Genomic DNA, 25,727 nt, shown 5'->3' on the forward strand with positions numbered 1-25,727 from the left:
CCTTATGCGACAGGCGTCATCGTTACACGAAACGTGACCGAACCAGTACCGGCCACTGGGCGGGGATGGTTCTAACCATCCCCGAACCCTCCCCTTGACATCCCCGCTTCCCGACGATCCGTGCGGCCCGATTCCAGGCAATGGTCGAAGGCATGACCACCTTCGCTCTCGCCGCGCCGGGACACGACACGGCGATCCCGGACACCCCCGCTGCCTTGCCGCGGTCCTCGACTGTGGTGCGGGCCTTCAGCCACCCCGCTGAGGTCACCGCACTGCACCCGGTGCTCATCGCCGCGGCGAGGCTTGCGGGCGAACACTGGATGCGCGCCGTCGCCCACCGGCTCGTGCACGACCCGCACGCCGACGACCACGTGCTGGCCTGCGCCACCCGCACTATCGCGGCGCGAGACACCGGCTGTGCGGTGTTGGCCGAACAGATCGACATCTGGGCGGCCACCGTGCTCGCCGAGCCGAGGACCGCGATGCTGCACACCGAAACGCTCGGGCGGCTGATCAACCGGCTCTGCGGCGTGTGGACGCGCTGGCGGCTGCTCTCCGACGACGAGCCGGCCGATCCCGGGATCACCCTTGCGCTTCACCAACTCACCGAGCTGTGTCGCGCCTACGACGACCTGATCACCGACCTGCAGAGCAGGCGGCGCCGCCTGCCCGTTTGCCAGGCGATCACCACCCCGGACGTGGTGGCGTGACCCGATGGGCGGGACACGCGAGATCGCCATACGGGAGGTCGTCGCCGTCGTCCTCGCGGCAGACAGCCCGGCCGGACGGGTCGCCGGTGTTCTCGACGATCTGGCCGCGCACCTCCCGCCTCCGGCGCAGCAGTGGGGTTGTTCGTTGTGCCGCACCGAGTGCTGGCCCTGCGCCGGGTTCGATGCCGCCGCGCAGAAGGTCATCGGCGCGCGGCTGCGGCTGGCCGAGTTCGTGCCGCTGGATCTGCATCCCCGGCTGTGGCCGCCGCCCGGACAGCCCCAAGACGTGCCCCAGCCCTGGCCGCCGCAGTCCACCCTGTCATCCGATACCTGGTTCGACGAGGAGTTCCGTCATGGATGAGCACCTGGCCTCAACGCTGTGGACCGCCGTGCATGAACGCCTGGACTACGTCGACCGCCTCGCCGTCGACGGCGACGAACCGTCCCGAGCCGCCCTCGCCGAAACCGAGATCACCAGGCTGACCAGTGCGTGGCGCGTTCTGCTCGACCTGCACGCTCCTGACGGGCATGGCCGCTGCCCGCACTGCTCCTCGTGGCGCCGACCCCGCCGCCACCCCTGCACCGTCTGGACCATCGCCACCAGCACCTGATTTCCGCTGGCGGTCCTCCCGCACACCGGGCCGGCAGGCACGCTTCCGCCGGCCGGTCGACCGTCGCGTGCTGGCGGCTTCATGACCAGGGACGGGTCAACAAGTCCGCATTCAAGAACAACGCCTTTGAAAGAGTAACCAGGTGAACACACTCCGACACGACGACGCCAGCGCCGCAGAGTTCCGCAATGCCCTGGTGGACACGCTCATTGCCAGGAAGAAGATCACGTCATCGGCAGTGGAGCGGGCCTTCCGCACGGTACCCCGGCACCAGTTCGTCGCCGAGGGAACACCGTTGGACGTCACCTACAGCGTCGACAACTCGGTCGCGATCAAGCACGCCCCGGACGGCGTGATCATCTCCTCCACCAGCGCGGCCTACATCCAGGCCCGGATGATCGAACAGGCTGATCTCACCGCGGGCATGAGCGTGCTGGAGATCGGATCCGGCGGCTTCAACGCTGCCCTGCTGGCCGAAGTCGTCGGCCTGGACGGGCACGTGGTCAGTGTGGACATAGACCCGGAGGTGACCGACCGGGCACGGGAACTGCTGGACGCGACCGGCTACGGCAGCCGGGTCACCGTGGTGCAGGCCGACGCCGAGAACCCGCTGCCGGGCCTCGACGCGCCGGTGGACGCGATCCTGGTGACGGTCGGCGCTTGGGACCTCGCGCCGGCCTGGCTGGAGCACCTGGCCGAGGGCGGCAGGATCGTCGTCCCGTTGCGGATGAACGGGATCACCCGCGTCATCGCCTTCCGCCGCGAGGGCGACCACCTGGTGAGCACCTCAGCCGAGGTGGCCGGGTTCGTCCCGATGCAGGGCGAGGGCGCCCGTGACGAGCGGGTCTTCCAGCTGCCCGACCGCAACGGTCACCACGTCAAGCTGCGCTTCGACCAGGACGTGCCGCAGGATATGAGCCTGCTGGACGGGGCGCTGGCGACCGACCGCACCGACGTGTGGACCGGCGTCACGATCAAGCACGGCGTGTCCTTCGCCGACCTGCACCTGTGGTTCGCCGCGTTCCTGCCTGGATTCTGCAAGCTCGCCGCGGACGAGGGCACCGATATGGCCGCCGAACGCAAGGGATGGTTCCCCTTCGCCGCTGTGCACGGCGACTCGTTCGCCTACCTGGCTATTCGCACGGTCCCCGAAGGCGGCGCGGCGGAGTTCGGCGCACGGGCCTACGGAACGCACGGCGAGGACGCCGCGACCGCGATGGCCGAACAGATCCAGGCATGGGACCGCCACGGCCGCGACACCGAGCCCACCTTCGCCTACTGGCCGACCGGCTCCCAGCTTCCCGAGTTCGGCGAGAAAACCGCTGTGCTGTCCAAGACGCACGGCATTGCCACGATCTCCTGGCCGTCGGCGGCGAACGTCTCCGATGACCAGGGCGCCTTGCAGTGACCGAAAACGAGGAGTGAACACGAATGTCGGCAGCACTGGCCCCGCTCACGGAGGCCTTGGAGAGCCCGGAAAACGTTGATGACGGGGAGTTCGAACTGGACATGCGCGTGGTGGAGTCCACCACGCGGCTCGTGATCATGTCCTGCGACACGAGCGACGGGTGCGGCGACACCTGCAACACCAGCGCGTGCGCCTCGGGTTCCAACGACCCGTTCTGATCCACCCCGTCTGCCGTCGGCGCCCCGGTTTGCCTGAGGCGCCGACAGCAGGCGCTGCCCTGGCCACCGGGTGAGGAGAGCCGAACGCCATGACCGTGTCCCCGCGATACCAGCACACAGGCCTCGTCCTGACCCGCGTCACCACCGATCCCGGTGATCTCGACCCCCCGACGCATCTGCGCCTGGACGACCCCGCAGCGGTGCAGCAGGAAAGCCGTGCGTGGCTGGCGAAAGTGTGGGCCCGCCCGGAGGTGCGCAGCGCACTGACGCTGGCCAGCCCCATCCTCGGCGCTCGTCTCGACCAGATCCTCGGCGACGGCGACACCGGGCACACCGCCAAGGAGCTACGCCGCGCCGTGCTCTCCGTGGCGTCCTACGTGCTGCGCTGGCAGCGGCGGGCCACACCGTTCGGCGACTTCGCCGGGGTCGGGGTCGGCGGTGTCGGCCCCGCGCTGGCCACGGTGGGCACACGGCACCGGGCCGTGACGCGGGTGGACGGCGAGTGGCTGGCCACGGTGATCGACCGGCTCGATCGGCACCACGGACTGCGCTCGCGGCTGACAGTGGTGGTGGACGACGCGAGATTTCTGCGCGACGGGCGCGTGATCGTCCATCGGCGGGCCGAGGTCGGCGCCGCTACTCCCGGACCGCTACGGGAGTCCTCGGTACGGCTCACCCAACCTGTGCGGTTCGTTCTGGACAGCGCGGCTTCGCCGACCCACTTCGACACGCTGGCCGGCCAGTTGGCCGCTGCGTTCCCGTCCACGCCCACAGCCAAGATCGAGGCGCTGCTGCACGGCCTGATCGACGCCGGTGTGCTGATCACGAGCCTGCGGCCCTCGATGACCAGCGGCAACGGCCTGGCCCACCTGGTCGGCGTCCTGCGCGCGGCCGAAGGAGACACCCTCGACGAGGTCGCTGACGACCTGCGCGAACTCGACGCGATCGCCGCCGACCTCGCCCGGCACAACGCCATCGCCGACCCCGATCAGGCGAGAGAAATCTGGGCGGCGCTCGCCGCCCGAATGAACGCTCTTGTCCCCGCAGCCAGCTACGCGCTGGCCACCGACGTGCACATCGACGCAACGATCACCGTTCCCGAGCGGGTGCTCGACGAGGCTGCGCGTGCCGCCTCCGTGCTGCTGCGCACCACCACGCAACCCTTCGGAACGGCCGCGTGGCTGGACTATCACGCCCGGTTCCGCGCCCGCTACGGCCCCGGCGCGCTGGTGCCGGTGCGGGACCTGGTGGCCGACTCCGGTCTCGGCTATCCCACCGGCTTCCTCGGCGCGCCCCGTGCCCGGCCCGCGTGGCGGGTGCTGACCGATCGCGACGCAGCCCTGCTGGCGTTGATCCAGCAAGCCACGATGACCGGGGCGCCGGAGATCGAGCTGACCGACACCGACATCGAAGCGCTGACTGTGGGGAAGCACGCCGATGTCGTTGCCCCCCAACGGGTCGAACTGGGCATCGAGGTGCGCGCCGCGTCGACTGCGGCGATCGACCGCGGTGAGTTCGACCTGCGGGTCACCGCCTCGCCACGGTCCTGCACCAGCATGGCCGGACGGTTCACCCACCTGCTCGACGAGCACGATCAGGCTCGGCTGGCCGCGACCTACACCGCAGGATCCGCGCGGCCCGCGTCCGACCGTGACAAGGCGGGCACGGTGGTAGCGGACGTGGTGGCGGTGCAGTTGTCCTTCCCGCCGCGTCGTCCCCATAACGAGAATGTGGTGCGGGTGCCGCCGCTGCTCGGCGACGTCGTCTCGCTGTCCGAGCATCCCGATCCGATGCGCCCAGATCTCACCGTCGTCGGTGTGGATGACCTGGCGGTCACCGCTGATGCCGAGCAGATGTACCTGGTGCAAGTTTCCACCGGCCGGCGGGTGATCCCCCGAATTCCGCACGCGCTGGACACCGCCGTGCAGAGTCCTCCGCTGGCCCGGTTCCTCGCCGAGGTCGCCGATGCCCGCAGCGCGGTGTTCCGCGGCTTCGACCTCGGCGCCGCGCGTGTCCTGCCCTATGTGCCACGCATTCGTTACGGGCGCACGGTGCTCTGTGCCGCCCGCTGGATACTCACCGCCGCCGACCTCGCAGCAGGGCCAGGAGCCCACGACGAACAGGAGGCGTTGCGGGCTTGGCGACTGCGATCGCGGATACCGGCACGGGTCGTGCTGGTCCACGGCGAGCTGCGCCTGCCGCTGGACCTCGACCAAGAACTCGATCAAGTCCTGCTGCACGCCCGCCTGCGGCGAGCTAAGCGGGTCGAATTGCACGAGGACGGCCCGCCCGATGGACAAGGCTGGATCGGGCGACCAGCGGAGCTGCTGATCCCGATGACCGCGATCACTCCGTCAGCACGGCCTCTGCCCGCCACCATGGCACCCGGTCCGGCCCTTCAGCCTGGCGATTCCGCTGTGCTGCACGCGCAATTGGTGGGCAACCCGGCGCGGTTCGACGAAATCCTCACCGCGCACCTGCCCCGGTTCTTCGCCGAACTGCTCGGCCCACATGACCAGGACAGCCCGGTTGAGGCCTGGTGGGTTCGGCGGCACCGCGACATGCTCCGGCCCGAGGCCGATCAGCACCTCGCCGTGTTCGTGCGCTTGAACAACGCGCAGCACTACGGAGCCGTCGCCGCCAGGCTGGCCAGGTTCGCGACCGATCTGGACGCGCGAGGATTTCCCGGACAGCTCACCCTCGCGCCCTCACCGCAGCATCCCGCCCGTTACGGCGACGGTCCCGCGCTGACGGCGGCCGAGCGGGTGTTCACCACCGACACTGCGGCCGCCATCGCCCAGCTCACCGCCGCGCAGGAGACCGGGATTCCCACCCAGGCCTTGGCCGCGGTCTCGATGGCGCACCTGGCCGCAGCCTTCGCATCCGATCCGGCGGCCGGCTACCGGGCGCTGCTGAACTGCCTGCGGCAGGAACACGGCCCGTTGGAGCGGACGCTGCGCGACCACGCTCTCACCCTCGCCGACCCCGACCAGCAGCACCGGGGCGTTCGCGCATTACTAGGCGGTGGCACGGTCGCCACAGCCTGGAGGGCCCGAGACACCGCGCTGAGCACCTATCGCGATGTTCTGTGCCAGCAGGGGCGAGAGCCGGCTGGGGTGCTGCGCACGCTGCTGCACGAACACCACGTTCGCGCTGTCGGAGTCGATCCGACGTTCGAGAAGGAGACCGGACGCCTCGCCCGCGCGGTCGCATTGCGCCTGCTCGCCACGGCCGGTGACCGGTGACGCCCGGCGCGAATCACGGCGTGCCGGGCGCTGCGGTGACGCTGACCGCCGACGACGTGGCTCGCCAGTCTCTGGCTCGGGGCGCGGCCGGGACCGCGCTGCTGCACATCGAGCGCGCCTGGACCGGCTGCGGCGACTGGCCAACTGCGCACGCCCACCTCCGTCGTGTCGCCTCTGGCAACGTCGATGCCGACGACGACACCGGCCTGTACTACGGGGCGCCCGCCGTGGCATTCCTCCTGCAGGCCGCCGCCGACCGCCACCCTCGCTACCGCGCGGCCAGCCAGACAATGGACGAGCACGTGCTGCGCTTGACCCGACGTCGCCTGGACAGCGCCGCCGCCCGGATCGAACGCGGCAAGCCTGCCGCGTTCGCCGAGTACGACCTGTTCCGCGGGCTCACCGGCATCGGCGCTTTGCTGCTGCGCTACCACCCGCGCAGCGACGAACTGGCCGCAATCCTGCGGTACGTGGTCACGCTGGCCACCCAGCCATACAACGAGGACGGCATCGAGCTTCCGGGCTGGTGGGCGGCACACGACCCAGACAAGATCGTGCCCACTCCTGGAGGGCACGCGAACTTCGGCATGGCCCACGGCACGGCCGGGATGCTGTCCTTCCTGGCTCTGGCCACTGTGGACGGTCGTGTGGTCGACGGGCAGCGCGAGGCGATCGCCGAGCTGACGCAGTGGTTCGACCGGTGGCGTCAAGACGGGCCGGACGGACCGTGGTGGCCGCAGTGGATCACCCGCGAAGAACTGCATGCGGGCCGCCCCGCCCGGACACATTCCGGTCGACCCTCCTGGTGCTACGGCACAGTCGGCATCGCTCGCGCCCTGCAACTAGCCGCCCTGGCCACCGACGATCCGCAACGCCAGCACGCCGCAGAGGACGCACTGGCCGCGAGCCTGACCGACACCCAGCTCGACAGGATCACCGAACCGAGCCTGTGCCACGGCTTCGCCGGGATCTACCAGACCGCCTACCGCGCGTGTCTCGATGCTCCCGGCCCTGGCCTCGCCGAACTACTCCCCGCGCTATCCGATCGGCTCACCCGGTACGTACCACCGGCCAGCGACCAGAACGACGACCAGGCAGACGCGGGTGGGCTGCTGACCGGACGCGCCGGAGTGGAACTGGCGCTCGAGACCGCGCGGCACGGCACGCCGCCTCACACGGGATGGGACGCATGCCTGCTGATCACCTGAACACCAGCCCAACCCCAGCGCCCGCCGTGTTCGTGACCCCCGTGCTGGCGGTTCTCGCCGGTGCCGACCCACAAGCCATTGCGGCACAGCACGATCTGAACCCAGGCGACCTCGACGACGCCGCACGCGTCTACCAGGCCGCCGGACTCGCGGCACTGGAACGGCAGCACGAAAACTCCTGGTACCAAGTGCGCATCCAGTTCGCCGACTGGTCGGCCACCGAGGCGATAGCCACCACGGCACTCAAACCGGCCCTGAACCGCCTCCGTGCCGACAGATCAGTGGCAGGATGGTGGTTTCTGCGCAAATACCCCTGCTGGCGGCTGCGGCTGTCCCACGCGGACACCGCGGCAGTCGACCACGTTCTCGACGAACTAGTTTGCGCCGGAGCCATCGAACGTTGGTGGTCGACGGTGTACGAGCCGGAGACCGCCGCCTTTGGCGGCACGATCGGCATGGACACCGTCCACGACCTGTTCTGCGCCGACAGCGCGGGTGCTCTCGACTACCTGTGCCAGGACAGCCCTGGACTCGGCCGTCGGGAACTGTCCATCCTGCTGCTGAACGGGCTCATGCGCGCCGCCGGGCTCGACACCTTCGAGTGCGGCGACGTGTTCGACCGGGTCGCCCAGATGCGTCCCGCACCCGCAGACACCGACACAGTTCGCATCGGCAATCTGGTCGACAACGTGCGCGTGCTCTTGTCGATCCCCAACCTGACCGACAGCGACCTGTTCACATCTGGTGGGCCGGTAGCGCACGCCGCTCCGTGGCTCGCGGCGCTGCGGTCAGCCGGCCAGCAGCTCGGTCATGACGCCGGAAAGGGCCTCCTGGACCGCGGTCTGCGGGCAATCCTCACCCACGTGGCGATCTTCCACTGGAACCGGTTCGGCCTATCGGCCACCAGCCAGGGCATCCTCGCCCGCGCCGCGGCCACTGCCCTGCTTCCCCGGAGCTGACCATGACCACTACGCCGAATTCGGCCACGCTGTCCGCTGTGATCCGCCGCTTCCCACTGGTGGGCCGTCCCCGACCCTCCTGCCCGTCCTTGCCCCAACGCGTCGAGCAGATCGCCGACATCGCCCGCGCCGCCGAGCACGACGGTGCCGACCAGTTGACCGAAGGCGCCCACGCCATGAACAAGGCTGCGCTGATCGCCAGCGACTGCGGCCTGCCAAACCTGGCCCGCGAACTGTGCTGGCAGCACATCGACCTCTACCTCGCCACCCGCCCGCTCACCGTGCTCCACGCCCGCTACATGCTCGAACCGGTCATCAACCTCGTCCGTCTGCAACTGCGCGCCCATGACGGCGCCGAGGCACTGCGGCTGCTCACCGCGATCTACCGCGCCGTCCGCTCCAGCACCGATCTCGTCATCGAGGGACGCACGCTGCCACTGACCGGACTCACCGGAGACCGCTCCGAGCGGCACAAGCTGCACGAATGGGTCTGGCTACACCTGATCAGCGACGGCGTCCGCGCCCTGACACTCTCCGGACGATGGGACGACGCAGTCGCCCATGCCCAAGCCCACCGCGGGATCGGCCTGCACCTCATGGAGGGCCGTCAAGCCGCGATCATGGACCACCTCATCAGCGGCAACTTGCCGGGAGCACAAATGGCACTGGCTGACTGCACACCGCAGCAGCCCTGGGAGCTCCAGGTCGCGTCCTGTCTGAAGGTGATGTGCGGTAATCCAGACAGCACGTCGAAGCTGCGTGACGTCACTGCGATGATCACGCGGTTCATCGAAAACCAGCCGATGCCTGGCTACGCATTCTTTCGCGCACAACTCGGGCTCTGCGTGGCCGCTCTCGCCAACACCGTCGACCCCGCGGCATCCAGCCGGGTGCTCGCCCAGGTGGCCGATGAGGCGATCGCGTCAGGCGACGGCTACGCCGCTCGGGAAGTTCTGCGACACCCCGACACACGAGCCGCAGTGACCGAGGGCCAGCGCGTAGCGCTCACCGACCTGCTGACCGCCTCCGGCCTGGGAACTGGAGCGATACCGGGATCTCTACGGCAGAGCCTGCTCGTCTCGACGCGTGTCGCCGCTCAGGCACTTTGTGCATCGCTGCGGCAACCTGAGCAACCGGTCATGCGAGTGTGATCACGCCAGACCGAACGCCGTTCTGCCGGACTGATCGTCATGTTGGCACGTTCAGATGGCCGATCGGATGGTTCCCGGCCAGCATCATCGACGAGTTCGAGAGACGCATCGGTGATCGCTTGATCACCGCACCGGGTGGCGTCGCCCACCGCGATCATGTCTTACCCGGCGTTCTAGCCGTACCGTTCAGAGATGCGCCTCGGATTGACCGCGTCCTGAACACGGACACGCCGCGTTGGATCCGCAAAGGCCTCTCGGAAGGCCGACGTCTGTGCCATCGTCACTGCCTCCAAATCTGCGGTCCTACCAACAGCGGATGTTCTGGATCGGGTCGAGCGCGATCTGAGCGTGTGTCTCGACCGCGACGCGCTGGTGCGCAAGCGGCGTTCGGTCGGCGCAACCACCGACCGGGAAACCTCGGTGCGGATCGAAGGCCCGACCATGAAAGGGCACGTGGGCAAGGCTTCGATGATCTGCAGGCCGCCGGGCCACTAGCCGGCGACGCGAAGCCCGCCTGGCGAGCAAGTTGTCTGGGACGATCCAGCGCGTGGCTGGGTGTGGCGTCGAGTCCAGACGAGATCGATCTGGTCACCGCGCCACCGATCAAACCGGACGGCACCCTTGTTGTTGCACTGGATCTCTCGGACAAGCGGGGGACGCTCAATACTCGCTGGACGCGCCGTGCTTGGCTCTGCGGACGGACCGCGTCAGCGTGGAACCGACGCGGCGATCCCTCCGGACCTAGTCGCCCGCAACCTTGTTCCCTTGGACGCGAGCAATGCTTAACCGCAGGCGCAACCGGTTCAGATCTCCTTGAAGGAGCCGGGGATTCCCAGCTCTTCAAGTCGCTGCTGGAGATGATCGGCGGCCTCAGCTTGAAGTACCAGCTGGATTGTTCCCTGCAAGTAGCTGATCTGCCTCTCGTCCAGCGCCATGTAAACACTCCGAAACAGTGCCGCGAATTTGTCTGCGTTGTCGGCACTCGCAAGAAGATTGTTGGTGAAAGCGAAGGAGACTTGTCGATCCTTCGCAGCCGGGGGCGCCGTACTACCACCGCTCGCGGCTCCCGCTTGTGTCCCCTCTCCCTTGCTCGGCGGGGATGATGTGCCGGTGCCGGTTTGGCCGTTCCCGCTACTGGCGACGCCGCTCGGCGCGCAGTTGCCGTCGTGTGACGATTGACCACAACTCGGGCATGTCTTGGGTTGGGGTTTGGCCAGCCGAAGGCCTGTACTCGATAGGTTCACTTGGCCGGGCGCAGTGACAACGACCTCGGTGCCGGCCCCGTCAACCACGCTAAGCAGACTCTCGTTTACGGCGTCGTAAATGACCTGCCGAAGGTCCGAATCGCCTCCGTACAAAAGGGGAAGTCGTGGCGTGCTGTAGAAGGCGGCGCGAATGTCGGACAGGGTCTTCCCGTAGTCCTGGTCCCGCAGGTTGTGCAGCAGCGCTTTGACGCCGAACTGGCCCGCATCGAACACCTTGTCTTTGGCGGCTAGGCCCTTCCAGACGCTTGTTCCATCGAGAGCCGTAAGATTGTCATCATCGAACGTGATCTGATCCAAACGTCGTTCACCGTCAGGGTCTGGCTGCGCTAGGTAGACGACATGCTGGTAGGCCCGTTTGAGCGCCTTCTCCAGCTGTGCACGGGCGGCGGTAAGTTCCCTAGTTCCCGTGGCTTTGAGTTCATCGTCGTTCTGCACCTCGGGTGCGGCCAGGGCCCGTTGGCGCGCCAGGTACTCCGCGGCGAGTCCTCGTGCCAGTCCGCGCCGTTGTGTGTTCACTACGGCGAACACGGCACTGCTCGCCCATTGGATGGGAAGTTGCTGAGCGCCATCGCCGAGTCCCATGGCGACCTTCAGCGCCTCGATCGTGGGTTTCTCCATGCCGTTGCGCAGGCTGTACTGGGCTGCGTCGAGCACGACAAGCCGTGTGGTGTGGGCGACGTCGAGGCCACTCGTGATCAGCACATCGGTCGCGTCTCGCCGCAGATCAGCAGGGACGAACCGCAGCTCGCGGAAGGGACCGTTGCTGGCAAGCTTTTCCGCGAAGTCGGCAAAAACCTGGTCACGCTCGGTGTCGGTGATAGTGCGTCGGATATTGTTTACCAGCATCCGGTGCGTAAGTCGCGTGGAGAGGAAGTACCGCGCTGGCTTGTTGTTTCCCTGTCCTGGGATGATGTCGAGTGCGCTGATTCCGCGGTCGGGGTTGACCAGTTCGTCAACAACACTGTCGGCGTCGGTAATCGTGTAGTTGAGGTCTGGAACGCTGGTCGCGGCTTTGACTTCGGGAGCGCTCGCGCCACGACCACGGCCGGGGCGCAAAGTTCCGACGATGCTGGCCAAGAAGATAAAGGTGGCCGCGCGCTCAGCAGCCCGCGGATTGGTGTTGGCCCAGGGAGTGGTGGGCCGTTCGAGATCCTGTCGACGAGCCGTGCCGGAGGTATCGGTGTGGTTAATGACCTCGATCTCGGCGAGGCTCCGGTAGTTGGCACTGGTGCGCTCGTCTTCGACCAATCCGCTACCTAGGATCGCCTCGCGCACCGCGCTGTCGGACAGCGGAAGGTCACCTGGGCCGATGAGTGCTGGCACCCACTGTCCAGCGATGCCGCGCTGCTGTTGAGCGTAGACCGTGGCGGCGAAGATCCGAATGGTTGACCGGACTCGCTGAAAACCTGTGACTTTGCTCCACTCTTCTTTTGCGAGACTCATGAGCATCGGGTGGAACGGGTAACAGGCCGCGACCTCCTCAGTCCAACGACGGCGCCAGTCCGCCCCGGTGGCTTCCCACACGTGTTTGGCCCAGGACTTGTCCGCCAGCATCGGTTCGTAGAGCGCGGCGGTGTCGGCGAGGACGTCCGCTGATGGTTCGATCTCGAAGAGTCGTCGGCGGAGAATGTCGGCGAAGTCGCCGACCTCGGTGACCGTGGCGGGAGTGCCGTTGCGTTCAAGGAGGCTGTTGAGGTCGTCTCGCCGTCCCTGCGCGGCAGGCGACAACGCGGTCTTATCGGTGTCAGAGGCGATCATGACGACCACCATCGCCACATGTGGGACATCGTTGACGACGTCGAGCAGAGCGCGCAAGAACGCCATGTCCTGCGCTGCCAGGTCAGGTTTGTTTGAGCCGTCGAGCCCATTGCCGATGTAGTCGAGCAGCTCGTCGATGACGATCAGCAAAGGCCGCTGCACCGCAGCAATGGCTTCGGCGATCTTGTGTTTATCACTCCAGAACGGCTGGTAGCGCTCAAAGAGCGCATAGTCCTTGGAGAACAGCCGCCATAGGAACCGCTCGTACAGGTTGATCGCAGGGCCGTCGAGTTCGCGGACTCCGGCTCCGGGGGTCATGTTGTCGCAGGAGAGCACTACGACGTGGGGCCGGTCGAGGTCGGCAGCGAGTGGCTTGCCTGTCCTGGCCTGCGCTCGCTCGGTGACCCGCTGCCCGATCTCGGTGGCGAGCAGCGCTTCTGGGTTCGCCGCCAAGTGTTGTGCCCCAATGCAGGCGTGTGATTTGCCGCCGCCCATGCCTTGGTCGAGGCGCGTGACAGCGCGGGCCTTCAAATAGTCCTTGCCGCCTCCGACGCGGATCGCGATCTCGGTGAGCAGGTCGATGAGCCGCTCAGTCGGGTGGGTGATGTCACCGTAGTAGCCGGCGTCGGCGTACGGCGGCCTGTCAGTGCCTGTGCCGTGGACCGCGCGGAACAGAGACATCTGGACATCGTCGATCTGTCCGGACGCGTTGAGAATCTCCTGGCGGATTTTCAACGCCTTCCACCACGGCGTCACGCTCGTCACTGCCGTCCTCCTGGCCGATTCTGTCTGCTCGCTCGTTGGGTTTTGATCGTCATCAGAGCAGCCTCAGCTGGTCATCGTCGTTGTGCTTGCGGCGGGCCATCGCGTGGTTGCTTGCCGCGACTGTTTGAGCGGCATTGCCGATCCCGGCCTTGGTACGCATGACACGTGTGAAGGCGATCGCGTCGGGATCGTTGTCCGGAAGCCTGTCCGCGAGGAACTGGATGGCTGCCCACAAGTAGGAGTCATCAGTGGTTCGTTCGGAGTCCAGGAGCACCTGTCCCATGGCCTGCAGGCCTTCCTCGGATGCGGCGGCCATAGCCAGGGCGACATCGATGACTGCGGAGTCGGCATCGATGTCGGCTTTGTAGTCGCGGGTGACGATGAAACGAACGCCCTTGTCCGCGTCGGGCACCAAGTCCCGGATCGCTGCCAGGTCTAGCGAGGACGCCAGAGCTTGCCAGCGCAGTTCGGACTTCGCCTGGGCCTGGCGGCCATAGAGCCTGACCCACCAGAGTGCGAAGCGGGTGCGTGCGTCGAAGGTCTCCAGTGGCTGGTGGTTGATCTCCACCGCCATGGCCTCTTGGACTGCAGCGCGAGCGAGCGGAAGGAATGTGTAGATATCGACAGCATCGCCCTTGGCGTCGCGCACCTCGCTGTAGCGGCCCACGACCTCCATAGCGGGACCTGCTGCGGCCATCAGCATGTCGGCGGGCGCCAGTCCCCACCTCTCCCAGTCGGGGTAACGCAGTTTGATTTCAGCTTTGATCTCGGCCTCGACGGCGCCCTTGCGGCCTGGAGGTCGCCCTGCCGGCGCGGGGCGACAGGCCATCGTCAATGTCGTCTCGATGTTCGCTTTGCCCTGCTGGCCACCGGATTCTGTGTTCGCAGGCCAAGATCCAGTCATGACGAGACCTGCGCGCTCGATCGAGTGCAGTAGTCGCTGCCAGACCTCTGGTTCGCCGTGACCGAAGACGATCGTGACGACCCCGTCATCTCGGACCACCTGTCGCATCTGCGCGAAGGCTTCTGCGATGAGGGTGTCGTAATGCTCGCGGGTGCGGTGTTCGTGCGGGGCTTCGCCGCGCACCCGCTTCACGATGATCTCCTGGGTCTTTTCCTGGCACCCATCGGAATCTGAGGTGATGGCGAGCTCTGGCCAGGTGTTCTGCAGACATCGCTTCACCCAGACGTAGAACAGGTCGGAGGCGTCGGCGTAGGCGATCATTTGGTCGTACGGCGGATCTGTGATCACCGCGGTAAAACTCTTGGGTGGAAAGGGCAATGAGGTTGCTGTTCCCCGCTGAACGGAGGTCGCCGTCCCTCTGAGATCGTTGAAGAGGTTGCGACAGGCTGCAAGGACGTTGTCCGAGATTGACTTCAGCGTGCCGGGACCGTCTCCTAGACCTGCTTCGAAGTAGTCATGAGAGAAGGTAATCGACCCTTCGTTCATGAACAGATCACCGACCTGCGCGCCACCCTTGCTTTGGAAACGGGCGCCACGGGTCGAGCGACGCAGTTTCTTGGCCACGACGGCGGCTGCATAGCCGGTCAGTGCTCGAACGTAGTTCGGCGAGAGACCTGCTGTACCCAACTCGGCCCCAATGTCGTTGATGATGTGGGCCAAGCGCACGTAGGACAAGGTCTGGCGGTCGACCATGAAGTCACCATAGGTCCTCGCCCCATAGATGCTAGGACCAATGATGTTGTTATTGCCTGCAGCGATCTTCTCATCGGGCACTGCAGGCAAAAAAGGGCTGAAATCTGGCTCGTGAGCGAGAACGCGGGAAGCCGCTTCGGCTGCTTGCCGTTCCTCGTTAGTCGGCTGGCGGAAGGTCTTCTGACTGCGGGAGTCGATGTCGGCTGCTAGGACCAGTGCGTCTACGCCTTGTCCTTCCTGCAAAAGCCGCCGGTGCATCGCCAGGGGATGAACGTTGCCACAGAACACGCAAATGGCGCTCTTGCCCGCAACTTTCTTTCCGTTTACCACAGCGTTAGTCAAGGTCGGCGCTTTGTTTGATCGCGCTGGGGAAACCACAGCCTCCCATGTTCCGGCACTGCGATCAGCGGCGATGTAGAAAGACACCGCGCCTCTCTGCCCTCGAGCGGGCATCAGTTCGTAGGAACCGATCAGTGGGAACCGCAGCCCGCACTCCTGACAGGGAATCGTGACCGCCCACAAATAGCCCCAAGGAAACTCGCCATCGCTGCGCGGGTAGAACTCGCTCATCGCGGCGGCGTGGCGGCTCTGAATCTCCGCGAACAGGATGTTGAGGTCGCTCAGCAACCTGTCGGGGCCGGCCGTCATCAGGTAGGCGGTCGAGGGCGCGAAGGGCAGTTCGGGTTCGTCGCTCCAGTCCTCGAAGGGCGCGGAGGTGAGCAGATGACTGGCCAAGACGGCGACCGGGCTGTAGTCCATTGCCGAGGCCGGAACCCCCAGACGTGCGGACTCCAAGGGAATCATGCCTCGCCCCGAAAACGGATCGAGTGTCGCTGCCCCGTCGGGATTAGATTTAGCGATCTCGGCGCGTAGTTCGCTCCATGCCGCGTACCGGCCTGTCATGGCCGATCGCACCAGTTCCTGTAGCCGTTTCTGCTCGGTGGCGTCGTCTGGCCAGGGAAGCAATGAGCAGATCGTGGCAGCCTTGGCTTGAGCGGTCGGACGCTTCGCGAACCACATGAACAGCGCGATCTCGCTGTTTCCCGAGCCCCAGCCCTTGTCGCTGTTGGCCGACACCTCGCTGCTCGGGAACCAGCGCTCGATCATCCTGGTCATGCGTTGCTCCCTGGGGCGTTCTTGAGGCTGCTGCCGGGGACACGGAAGATCGCGTCCCCGACCATATCGGTGGCGAAGAGAGTGGCAGGGTCCTCGTACGCTCCGAAGAACCGGCCCGCGCCATCGGCACATAGGTCGATGACGTAGAGCCAATAGTCCTTGCGATGCTGGGTGGCGATGAGCACCTCGTTGCCGGTCATTCTGATGCCGTCGCTAGCCGCGCTGCCCAGAACTCCCTTGACCTCGACATGACGCACCTGGCTATGGCGACGCGCTTCAAGATCATAACCACGACCTTCGGTATGGACGTCCTCCACGAACCAGCCGTCGTCGGCGAGTAGTCGCTGAACGTGCCGCATGGAGACCAGTTCCGCGTCGATTTCGGCTTGCGTGGTGTTGTCGGCCGCAGCGTGGACACGAATGCGTCCGACCAACTTCGGTTCAGTCAGCGTGACTTTGACCAGGCGCTCCAGATCCTCAAGTCGCTTGGTCGTTTGCACCTGTAGCCGGCGGCGCATCTCGACCCTGGTGTCCCGGTCGTCGATTCCGTCTGTCAGGTTCAACGGCAGGTTGTTGAGGTCTCGTCTGGCCTGGGCGAACCAGTCCGAACGCACCTTCGTATGCTCGGCGACTGTTTCAGCCGCGATCACGCGGGCGGTCTCAAGTGCGCGTCCTTCGCGAGCAGGATGTGTCGCGGTACCAGGCTGGCCGATGGGGACGAGGTTCGCCAGCGTTTCCCAGCGCACGGCACGGGCACCACCACTGTCATCGACTTTGATCAAAGTCGCCCATATGCTGGCGCGTTTCCCGTCGCTTTCAGTCATCCGCGCCTCATAGGCGTACAGGTCATAGGGAGTGAGGCTGGTCGGATCGGCGACCCCGCCCGACTGGTAGAGATCTTCCGCCAGAGTGTGTTCGGCCATGGCGATCAAGTCTGTGAACCCTGGTTCGCCAGGTCCGAGCGTGAGGGTGTCACCGATGTCGATGTTGCCTTCTGCTTCGCGCACGACATCGCCACTAGTGGCGATGTGCACTTCGCTGATGCCACCAAGCGTCGCCGGGAACACCCCGCCGCCGCTGAGGGAGAGCCGCCGGAACCCCGAACCAGCCGCGGTCGGAGTCGACCGCAGCACACCTGCGGCGGATAGCCGGTCCAGGTACGCCTCCACGATGGCGGGATTGATACGGGCGAATAGGTCACGTTGCAGCAGTGTCAGTGCCGCGACCGCGTCGACCTGGCTGGCCAGGCGTCGCTCGTTGTCACGTACCTGTCGGGCGGCACGGGCGAGTTCCTGCGCTTGTACCGCCGCAGCGGCGTCAATAGCTTGCTGCTTCTTGGCCTCGTCGTTTCCATACAAGTCGGAGAGCCACTTGTCGTAGTCCACGCCGGTGATCTCAGCGACGGCGGAGAGGCTATCGAACATCTGGCCGCGCAACTCGTTGGCGGCCGTCACAAAATTGTCCAGCAGCCGCAGCAAGGTGTCGCCTTCGCGGGTGTCGGTAGCAACCAAGTTGTAGAGGTAGACATCGCGCTGCTGGCCGACGCGGTGAATACGACCCATACGTTGTTCGAGCCGGACCAGAGACCAGGGGATATCGTAGTTGACCAGCAAGTGCGCGGCCTGCAGGTCGATACCTTCATTACCAGCGTCGGTAGTGACAATGATCTGGAAGTCGCCCCGCATGAACGCTCTGCGGACCTCGTCGCGTTCAGGTCTCCCCTGTCGACCTGAGTACAACTTGGCGGTGAAGCCTTCCGCGACCAGTCGGGCGGTGATCCATTCCGCTGAGTCGGCGTACTCAGTGAACACCACCGCCTGTTCTCCGTTTCCAGGGCGGATTCCGTGTGGCGCCAGGCAGTCGTCGATGAAGCGTTTCCACTTCGACGGTTGCCACGTCGGGTTCGTCACGGTGGCGTCGATCTGCTCGATCAAGGCCTTGATTGCGGTCCGCTCGGCTCGAGTCGCCGTCGAAGCAGCGTGGATGACCTTGGCTTCGTCGATCTCAGTCTCGTCGCTGTTGCCGTCACTTTCGACGGCGAGCGCGGCTTCGGCCTCACTCATCTCCCCCATACGGCGGTACCGGCGACGCAGCGTCTCGGCGAGCGCGTGCAGACTGGAGGCAACACGTTTGCCATACACCATCCGGGCCAGGGGTTGTGCCGCCTGGGGAAAGTACTGGTCGACCATGGTGAGCGCGGCTTGGCAGTAGCCGTATTCGGTCTGCGACAGCGGGACGCTGTGGTTGTGAGCGAAACGCCCCTTGAACAGGCGAGTTTTTCCGTCGTAATCGACGAGGTCTTCCTTCATACGTCGCAGGAAATGGATCGGCCCAGGACGCAACGCTGGGAGCTGCTCATTGGGGTCGTCACCGGGCTCGGGATAGATCGCGGGGTCGACCAGGTGCAGCAGATGCCTGAACAGCCATTCCTTGCCCCGGTGAGGGGTCGCTGTCATCAGCAGCGCTCGCGGGGTGTTCTTCGCGAGCAGCCGGCCGACTTGGTGGAACCCTGCAGCGGTGGGTGTAAGGCGGTGTGCTTCGTCGAACACGACAAGGTCCCAGCCCGCTTTGTCAGGCCGAACCGCGTCTTGTACCGCCGGGTTCACTGCAAGCAGTTCCAGCGAGGCCACCCATAGATCGTTGGAATTGAGTGCATCCTCGCGAACAGTGGCGGAGGTGAGTTGGCGCAGGCCCCCACCGAGAAGCCGATGGAAGTCGTCGACCCACTTCGTCGTCAGGTTCGCCGGACACACGACGATGGCGCGTTTGACCAGGCCAAGGCGCTGCATCTCCCGGATATACAGACCAGCCATAATGGTCTTGCCGGTGCCAGGTTCGTCAGCGAGCAGAAACCGCAGTTGGGGCTGAGGCAGCATCGCGCCGTAGACGGCCGTCGTCTGGTGGGCGTACGGCTTGAGGGGCGTTGACGCCATGGCGCTGGACTCGGCGTTGGTCGCCGCGGCACCCATCCAGCGCGTCCACATGGCGGCGAGCACACGGGCGGAATCGCCGCGTCCGTCGCTCGAAAGCGGCCGTACAGTCCGGGTGTCACCAGCCAGCAGGTTCACTTCGTGCCTACGGTCTTCGTCGTCGACGAGGATGAGGTCCCATGCCCCCGGCTCATCGCCGGGAAGCGCGAATCGGACAGTCGCGAACTCGGGGACGCCTTCGGCCCTGACGCGAACCCTCTGTCCACGCTCGAACACGATTCCCCCGTCTGCAAGCATGCTCATCCGCGTCCCGTTGGCTGTTCGATCCCTCTGCGATGCAGCGGTGGCTCGCTGCACCGCGCGGGTCGGTCTTCCGGATCATCCAGGTGGGATGTTATCGGTAGAGCATGGTCCGGGCCGGTGTTATAGCGGCAGACCTGCGCGGACGACCGTCCGAAAAGAGGTGCGCGGCAGCCGGGCTCCACAATCGAGGATGACAGTCGGAGCGTCTGCTCGGCGGGCAGAATCAGCTTCGGCGCTGGCGGCGTCGTCGTCAGACACCTCGGAGTCGATGTTCTGCGCCTGTTCGATAGCACCGCGGACACTCCATTGGGCTACGCAGGCGACCCATGCTGACCGCTACGTTCGCCCCAAACGCGCGGGGCTCGCCTACCTGTGGGGCGGTGGGACCAACCAGCGTCGGACCCATAACCCTGACGGCCGCGCGGCCAAACGAAAGCTCCTGTTCAACACCACCCGAACGGGCGTCCGATCCTGGAGCAAACTTGTGACCCTATTTCGCGACATGCGGGGCCCTGCTCCAGTTTTGCTCCAGTTAGGCGTGCAGTCGTCCACAATGGACGGAAAACGAAGATCGCCCACCGAACCTGTTTGCGCAGGTCAGCGGGCGATTCGTATGCTGTATTAAATTGTGGAGCTGAGGGGACTCGAACCCCTGACCCTCACACTGCCAGTGTGATGCGCTACCAGCTGCGCCACAGCCCCTTGAAGATCCACGTTCCCAGCGGGTTTCCCTGCCGTTCTCGTGTGGCAATACCGTACATCACCCGCGCCACAAGATAAAAATCGGGGGTACCCAGACCACATCAGGCCTGGTAGGACCGGGTGCCAACCACCACAGCCCGCTCAACCACAAGATCCACCACAAGCCCCCGAAGCCCTCGCGAACTGCAGGAACAGCGCCCGGTAACCCTCAGCACCCCAGCCCAAACGCAGCGAAGTGACGCGCAGCACAGAACGCAGCTGAGTCCACAGAGGACAAAAACGGAAAACGCCTGGCCCATGAACCCACAGGCCAGGCGTCAGCTGGAACAGCCTCACTTGATCAGATCGGCAAGCCAGTTCTTGTTGTCCAGATCAACGAGCTTGCCACCAGAGGCGACACTGGGCGTGCCCCGGAACCGCCCGGTCTCCGCATCACGGAGAACAGGGTCGTTGCTCGTCTTGGACATCAACTCGTCCAGTTGCGCCTCGTAGGTGTTGTTCCGCACGCACGACTCGAAACCGGCCGACGTCACGCCGACGTCCTTGCCCAGCTTGATGAGCTGGTCCTTGGTGTAGCCGGCCTCGCCCTCCTCGGGCTGCGTGGTGAACAGCGCCGCGTGGAACGCGTTGAACTTGCCCTCGTCGGCCACGCACAGGGCGGCGTTCGCCGAGTCGCTCGAGTAGCCCTCGGGGTCCGAGAGGCGGTCCAGCATCGGCAGGATGTGGTAGCGGACCTTGACCTTGCCGTCCTCGACGGCCTTCTTGATGTCGGTGCCGTAGGTCTTCTCGAACGTGCCGCAGATCGGGCAGAGGAAGTCCTCGTACACGTCGATGGTCACGGTGGCCGTGTCCTTGCCGACGAGGACGGTGCTGCCGTCGCGGACTGCGGGCGCCGAGATCGTGTGGTCGGCCGGTGCCAGGGGGATGGCGTCCGTGGTCGGCGTGGACGGCTTCATCTGCTGGAACACGACGTAGCCGATGACCGCGACGGCGAGCACCGCCACGACGGCGATGCCGGCTATCACCTTCGTCCGGTCCGAACCGCCGCCCGTGCCTCGTGCCTGGGACACCGCGAGCGCGGCCTGCTTCTTCTTCCGCGCACTGCGCTCTGCTCCACCCACGCGACGAGGGTAGCGACACAAACTAAAAGAAAGCTGAGTGGGCAATCACGCTTCCGGGTGACGTGGCTTGCCACCGACGCGTTCGCCGGTCGGGATCTCGGCGCTCTCGTCCAGGCAGCCGCACTCCGGTGCGACGGCGGCGGCGGTGTGCTCTTCCTCGTGCGTGGGCAGGGTCTCGGGGGCGACCAGCCAGAAGCCGACGGACAGCAGGAGGGCCGCGCCGGTGATGGCGAACGACGCTTCGAAGCCGAACGAGTCGGCCAGCAGGCCGGCGCACATCGGGCCGATGATCGCGCCCAGGTCGGTCACCATCTGGAAGCCCGCGAGGACGGGTCCGCCCTTGCCGCGCGGGCCGATGATGTCCGCCACGACGGCGTTCTGCGGCGGGTTCAGCAGGCCGGCGCCCATGCCGGCGATCAGCGACGCGGCCATGAAGGTCCACAGGTCGCCGGTGAAGCCCATCCAGACCGTCGCGAGACCGCTGACGACGAGGCCGGCGATGGCGACGGGCTTGCGGCCGCGGGTGTCGGCGATCCTGCCGGACACGAACAGCATCGCGGCGTTGCCGGCGGCGAACACCGACATCGAGATGCCCGCCACAGCCGCGTTGTACTTCAGCGCCTCGATGACGAACACGGGTATCAGCGAGATCCGGACGCCGAACACGGCCCAGCCGTTCGCGAACCCGGACGCCAGAGCGGCCCGATAAGCGGGGTGCCGGACGGCCTCACGCATCAGCATGGGCGCTTCGGTGTTGCTCCTGTCCAATGCCGCCAGCGTCGAACGGCGGAGGAAGAACCAGACCACGAACGCCGCGATGCACAGCAGCACGCCGTACGACACGAACGGCACCCACAGCCCGAACGGCACGAGCACGGCACCGACGATCGGGCCCGCGATGTTGCCGATGAGGAAGCCCGCCGCCCACATCCCGGACGCCCGCCCGCGCATCGGCGCCGGAGTGATCCGGATCAGCAGACCCAGCGCGGCGACCGTGAACATCGTCGAGCCGACGCCCGCCAGCGCGCGCCACAACAGCATCTCGGTGAAGCTCGTCGCGAACCCGCACATGGCGGTGCCGACGGCCACGATCAGGATGCCGACGATGTACACCTTCGGCTCGCCGAAGCGGTTGACCAGCCTGCCGCTCATCGGCGCGAACGCCAGCCGGACGAACGCGAACGAGCTGATCAGAGCCGCGACCGCGGTGTGACCGACACCGAACGAAGCCGCGTACACCGGCAGAACAGGGGCCACGATCCCGAACCCCACGGCGATGATGAAACTCGCCGCGACCAGAACCCACACTTCGACCGGCAACCGCTCGCGCACAAAGCCTCCCTTAGCCCTGCTAAGGATATGTCACGCGGCAACTAAGTAACTCAGTCGAGCAGCTCATCAACCCTACGTACATATGCTGTTACCGGATACGCCGCCACGAAGCCACACGCCTCGGCGAACCGTTCCCCCGGACCCTCGTCCACCTGCGACGCGATCAGCATCGCCCCAGCGGAACGCAGCGCCGCGGCAGCGGACACCACCAGCGACCGCCCAACGCCCCGACGCCGCCGCGCCGGACGCACGACGCACTGCTCGACCAGGCCCACGCCGCGTTCGGCGAACCCCGACACGAACCCGCCGATCCGGTCGCCGTCGTCGGCCACCAGCACCAGGCAGCGCGGGTCGTCCAGCCGGTGCCCGAGCCACCGCGACAGCCGCTCCCGGTTCCCGACCAGCTCGTCGGACAGCAGCTCGACGATCCCCGGCAGGTCCGCGTCCGCAGCCCTCCGGACGTCCGGCGACTCCGTGGCGGGCCCGCGGTGGACGACGGTCAGCAGCTCCTCGACCGCGTACCAGCCGGAGTCGTCGGCGATTCCCTCGATCTCGTCGACGGTCGTCGGCGACGCGTACACCACGGCCTCCGCGCGTCCCACGTCCGCGAACGTCTGCTCGAGCCGCAGCAACGTGGACGCCACCTCGACCGACGTGCCGTCCAGCGCGCAGCCGAAGTTGCCGGACGGCAGCGGGTTCTCGCGGTTGATCACCACGGCCGCGCTACCGACCTTGCCCACCCTGCCGTACCGCACGGCACCGGACGCGAGCCGCGCCCCTTCCACGAGGATCGCGAGCGACCTCGACTGATACGGGTCGAGCAACTCCGGGTCGTCCGGGTCGCGCAACGGGTCAACCAACGCGGGCGGTCCTTCCACTGGCAGCGGCACGCGAGAACACCCCAATCGTCGCCCACGACCGCGGCACCGGCACAGCCGAGACCTCCGGCAGGTGCCGCCGCCGCGCCGCCCTGACACACTCGACGACGTGCACCTGCCCGATCTCCCGGTGAAGTCCGTTCTCCCCGAGCTCGTCAAGACCCTCGGTGACCACGGTGCGGCGGTGCTGGTCGCGCCACCGGGAACCGGCAAGACCACGCTCGTCCCGCTGGCTCTCGAAGGCAGGATCGTGGTCGCCGAACCACGCCGGATCGCCGCCAGGGCCGCCGCCGCGCGCATGGCGAGCCTGCTGGGCGAACCCGTCGGCCACACGGTGGGCTACTCGGTCAGGGGCGACCGCAAGACGAGCAGGCACACCCGCATCGAGGTGGTGACGAGCGGTCTTCTCGTCCGCAGGCTCCAGCACGACCAGGAGCTGAAGGGCGTCGGCACGGTCCTGCTCGACGAGGTCCACGAACGCCACCTCGACGCCGACCTGCTCCTCGCGCTCCTCCTGGACGCCAAGGCAGGACTCCGGCCCGACCTCAAGATCCTCGCGACGTCGGCGACCGTTGCCGCGCAACGGCTCTCCGACCTGCTCGGCGCCCCGGTCCTGCACACCGAGTCGCGCATGTTCCCGACGGAGATCACCTACGTCCCACCGGCGCGCAACGAGCACATCGAGAACACCGTCGCCAGGGCCATCACCAAGGCTCTGTCCGAAGTGGACGGCGACGTGCTCGCCTTCCTCCCGGGTGTCAAGGAGATCAACCGGACCGCGCGCCTGCTCAACGCCGAGACGGTCGTCCTGCACGGCCAGCTCAACGCCCAGACGCAGGACGCCGCGCTGAAACCCGGAAGCCACCAACGGGTCGTGCTCGCGACCAGCATCGCCGAGTCCAGCCTCACCGTCCCCGGTGTGCGCGCGGTCGTCGACGCCGGACTGGCCAGAGTCCCGCGCGTCGACCACCGCAGGGGCCTCGCCGGCCTGGCCACGATCCGCGTCTCGCAGGCCGTCGCCGACCAGCGCGCCGGACGGGCAGGACGGGAAGCCCCTGGCCGCGTCTACCGCTGCTGGCCCGAGCACGAGCACTCGACGCTCCCCCGCTACCCGGAACCGGAGATCAAGACGGCCGACCTGACCAGGCTCGCCCTCGAGCTGGCGGTCTGGGGCACCCCGGACGGCAGCGCCCTGAACTGGTGGGACGCCCCGCCGGAGGGAGCGCTCAAGGCCGCGCGGGAAACCCTCGACGCCATCGGCGCACTCGAACCCGGCCGCCGCGACCGCATCGCGAGCGTCGGCCTGCACCCCCGTCTCGGCCGCGCCCTCATCGACGGCAGCGCGCTCGCGGGCAACCGGACCGCCGCCGAGGTCGTGGCACTGCTCGACGACAGCACGCACACCGCCACGAGCGACCTCGCGACCGCGCTGAAGTCACCGGGCAAGTGGCGCCAGGAAGCGAAGAAGCTGGAGAAGCTCGGCACCAACCCGGCGGGCAACGGCGACCCCGCGCTCGTCGTCGCGCTCGCCTACCCGGAACGGCTGGCGAAGCGCCGGTCCAAGAACAGCACCGTCTACCTGATGGCCAACGGCACGGCCGTCGAGCACACCGACTCGCACGCGAAGTGGCTGGCGGTCGCGATCGCCGACCGCGAACCGGGCAGCAAGCACGGCCGCGTCCGCCTCGCCGCCCCGGCCGACGAGGAGCTCGCCGTCACCGCCGCCCAGTCCCTCGTGCACACGGTCGACGACATCCGGTGGAACGGTGACGTCATCGCGAACGAGGTCCGCAAGCTCGGCGCGATCACCCTCGACGAACGCCCGCTGAACGACCTGGCCAAGGCACAGCAGGCACTCCGCCTCGGCCTCGAAGCCGAAGGCCTGAGCCTGCTCAAGTGGACCGACGCCGCCAACCGCCTGCGCGAGCGGATGGCGTTCCTGCACCGGACCCGCGACTGGCCGAGCGTCGACGACGAGCACCTGATCCGCGCACTCGACCTCGGCAAGGCGAAGAAGCGCTCCGACCTGGCCAAGATCGACACGACGGCGCTGCTGAGGAGTCTGCTGCCGTGGCCGGAGGCAGCGGAGCTCGACCAGCTCGCCCCGGAACGCATCGGCCAGGGCAAGGTCGACTACACGCAGGACCAGCCCGTCCTCTCCGTCCGCATCCAGGACGCCATGAAGTGGGCCGACACGCCACGCATAGCGGGAGTTCCCGTCGTGGTGCACCTGCTGTCCCCCGCCGGCCGCCCCACCGCCGTGACCAGTGATCTCAGATCCTTCTGGCGCAACGGTTATCTGCGGGTGCGCAGTGAGCTGAAGGGCAGGTATCCCAAGCACCACTGGCCCGAGAAGCCCTACGACAAGAGCAGATGAGGGGCACTGGCAC

At 66.7% G+C, this 25,727-nt stretch carries 16 protein-coding genes and 1 tRNA gene; 10 read left to right on the top strand and 7 right to left on the bottom strand.

Annotated elements, in window-relative coordinates; translation table 11 throughout:
* Positions 1-152: 152 nt before the first annotated feature.
* The 9 genes from ACRSBM_RS34660 (at position 153) to ACRSBM_RS34700 (ending at position 9,510) form a co-directional block, all read left to right on the top strand.
* Positions 153-710 carry a DUF4254 domain-containing protein gene (locus ACRSBM_RS34660; RefSeq protein WP_434450217.1) on the top strand — a complete coding sequence of 186 codons (558 nt, stop codon included), beginning with the start codon at positions 153-155 and terminating at the stop codon, positions 708-710.
* A gap of 4 nt (positions 711-714) precedes the next feature.
* Positions 715-1,071 (top strand): hypothetical protein, encoded by a 357-nt coding sequence (locus ACRSBM_RS34665; RefSeq protein WP_434450219.1) that lies wholly within the window; start codon positions 715-717, stop codon positions 1,069-1,071.
* A complete protein-coding gene (locus ACRSBM_RS34670) occupies positions 1,064-1,321 on the top strand; it encodes a hypothetical protein (RefSeq protein ID WP_434450221.1) in 258 nt (85 codons plus the stop codon). Before ACRSBM_RS34665 ends, ACRSBM_RS34670 begins: the two co-directional genes overlap by 8 nt.
* A gap of 142 nt (positions 1,322-1,463) precedes the next feature.
* Positions 1,464-2,729: a methyltransferase, FxLD system gene (gene fxlM, locus ACRSBM_RS34675; RefSeq protein ID WP_434450223.1), complete on the top strand. Its 1,266-nt coding sequence runs from the start codon at positions 1,464-1,466 to the stop codon at positions 2,727-2,729.
* A gap of 23 nt (positions 2,730-2,752) precedes the next feature.
* Entirely contained in the window at positions 2,753-2,947 is a 195-nt protein-coding gene (locus tag ACRSBM_RS34680) for an FxLD family lanthipeptide (protein ID WP_434450225.1), read from the top strand.
* A gap of 89 nt (positions 2,948-3,036) precedes the next feature.
* A complete protein-coding gene (locus ACRSBM_RS34685) occupies positions 3,037-6,192 on the top strand; it encodes a lantibiotic dehydratase (protein WP_434450227.1) in 3,156 nt (1,051 codons plus the stop codon).
* Between the two features lie 20 nt (positions 6,193-6,212).
* A complete protein-coding gene (locus tag ACRSBM_RS34690; RefSeq protein ID WP_434450229.1) occupies positions 6,213-7,400 on the top strand; it encodes a lanthionine synthetase C family protein in 1,188 nt (395 codons plus the stop codon).
* Positions 7,382-8,359, top strand: a complete 978-nt coding sequence (locus ACRSBM_RS34695) for a thiopeptide-type bacteriocin biosynthesis protein (protein ID WP_434450231.1) — start codon at positions 7,382-7,384, stop codon at positions 8,357-8,359. The genes ACRSBM_RS34690 and ACRSBM_RS34695 overlap by 19 nt, the downstream gene beginning before the upstream one ends.
* Before the next feature lie 2 nt (positions 8,360-8,361).
* A complete protein-coding gene (locus ACRSBM_RS34700; RefSeq protein ID WP_434450233.1) occupies positions 8,362-9,510 on the top strand; it encodes a hypothetical protein in 1,149 nt (382 codons plus the stop codon).
* A gap of 803 nt (positions 9,511-10,313) precedes the next feature.
* Here the strand turns inward: ACRSBM_RS34700 and ACRSBM_RS34705 are convergent.
* The 7 genes from ACRSBM_RS34705 to ACRSBM_RS34735 all read right to left on the bottom strand — a co-directional run bounded on the left by ACRSBM_RS34705 (position 10,314) and on the right by ACRSBM_RS34735 (position 23,349).
* Positions 10,314-13,298, bottom strand: a complete 2,985-nt coding sequence (locus ACRSBM_RS34705; protein ID WP_434450235.1) for a DUF499 domain-containing protein — start codon at positions 13,296-13,298, stop codon at positions 10,314-10,316.
* Positions 13,299-13,350: 52 nt separating this feature from the next.
* Positions 13,351-16,071 (bottom strand): hypothetical protein, encoded by a 2,721-nt coding sequence (locus tag ACRSBM_RS34710; RefSeq protein ID WP_434450237.1) that lies wholly within the window; start codon positions 16,069-16,071, stop codon positions 13,351-13,353.
* Positions 16,068-19,304, bottom strand: a complete 3,237-nt coding sequence (locus tag ACRSBM_RS34715; RefSeq protein WP_434450238.1) for a helicase-related protein — start codon at positions 19,302-19,304, stop codon at positions 16,068-16,070. The genes ACRSBM_RS34710 and ACRSBM_RS34715 overlap by 4 nt, the downstream gene beginning before the upstream one ends.
* Before the next feature lie 629 nt (positions 19,305-19,933).
* Positions 19,934-20,006, bottom strand: a tRNA-Ala gene (locus ACRSBM_RS34720).
* A gap of 332 nt (positions 20,007-20,338) precedes the next feature.
* Positions 20,339-21,127, bottom strand: a complete 789-nt coding sequence (locus ACRSBM_RS34725; protein ID WP_434450239.1) for a DsbA family protein — start codon at positions 21,125-21,127, stop codon at positions 20,339-20,341.
* Positions 21,128-21,172: 45 nt separating this feature from the next.
* Positions 21,173-22,459, bottom strand: a complete 1,287-nt coding sequence (locus tag ACRSBM_RS34730) for an MFS transporter (RefSeq protein WP_434450241.1) — start codon at positions 22,457-22,459, stop codon at positions 21,173-21,175.
* 50 nt (positions 22,460-22,509) lie between these two features.
* Complete coding sequence (locus ACRSBM_RS34735) at positions 22,510-23,349, bottom strand: GNAT family N-acetyltransferase (protein WP_434450243.1); 840 nt, start codon at positions 23,347-23,349, stop codon at positions 22,510-22,512.
* A 97-nt stretch (positions 23,350-23,446) separates the two neighbouring features.
* Here ACRSBM_RS34735 and hrpB point away from each other — a divergent pair, with 97 nt between their 5' ends.
* Positions 23,447-25,714 carry an ATP-dependent helicase HrpB gene (gene hrpB / locus ACRSBM_RS34740; protein ID WP_434450245.1) on the top strand — a complete coding sequence of 756 codons (2,268 nt, stop codon included), beginning with the start codon at positions 23,447-23,449 and terminating at the stop codon, positions 25,712-25,714.
* Positions 25,715-25,727 lie beyond the last annotated feature (13 nt).

It is taken from the genome of Lentzea xerophila (assembly GCF_051094245.1).
In the GTDB taxonomy this organism is placed as follows: Bacteria; Actinomycetota; Actinomycetes; order Mycobacteriales; family Pseudonocardiaceae; genus Lentzea; species Lentzea xerophila.

What these genes read in the sequence shown, in the direction of transcription:
- ACRSBM_RS34665 (WP_434450219.1), top strand. Translation starts at nt 715, where the DNA reads ATGGGCGGGACACGCGAGATCGCCATACGGGAGGTCGTCGCCGTCGTC.
- ACRSBM_RS34715 (WP_434450238.1), bottom strand. Translation starts at nt 19,304, where the DNA reads ATGAGCATGCTTGCAGACGGGGGAATCGTGTTCGAGCGTGGACAGAGG.
- ACRSBM_RS34695 (WP_434450231.1), top strand. Translation starts at nt 7,382, where the DNA reads ATGCCTGCTGATCACCTGAACACCAGCCCAACCCCAGCGCCCGCCGTG.
- ACRSBM_RS34660 (WP_434450217.1), top strand. Translation starts at nt 153, where the DNA reads ATGACCACCTTCGCTCTCGCCGCGCCGGGACACGACACGGCGATCCCG.
- ACRSBM_RS34685 (WP_434450227.1), top strand. Translation starts at nt 3,037, where the DNA reads ATGACCGTGTCCCCGCGATACCAGCACACAGGCCTCGTCCTGACCCGC.
- ACRSBM_RS34700 (WP_434450233.1), top strand. Translation starts at nt 8,362, where the DNA reads ATGACCACTACGCCGAATTCGGCCACGCTGTCCGCTGTGATCCGCCGC.
- ACRSBM_RS34680 (WP_434450225.1), top strand. Translation starts at nt 2,753, where the DNA reads ATGTCGGCAGCACTGGCCCCGCTCACGGAGGCCTTGGAGAGCCCGGAA.
- ACRSBM_RS34710 (WP_434450237.1), bottom strand. Translation starts at nt 16,071, where the DNA reads ATGACCAGGATGATCGAGCGCTGGTTCCCGAGCAGCGAGGTGTCGGCC.
- ACRSBM_RS34670 (WP_434450221.1), top strand. Translation starts at nt 1,064, where the DNA reads ATGGATGAGCACCTGGCCTCAACGCTGTGGACCGCCGTGCATGAACGC.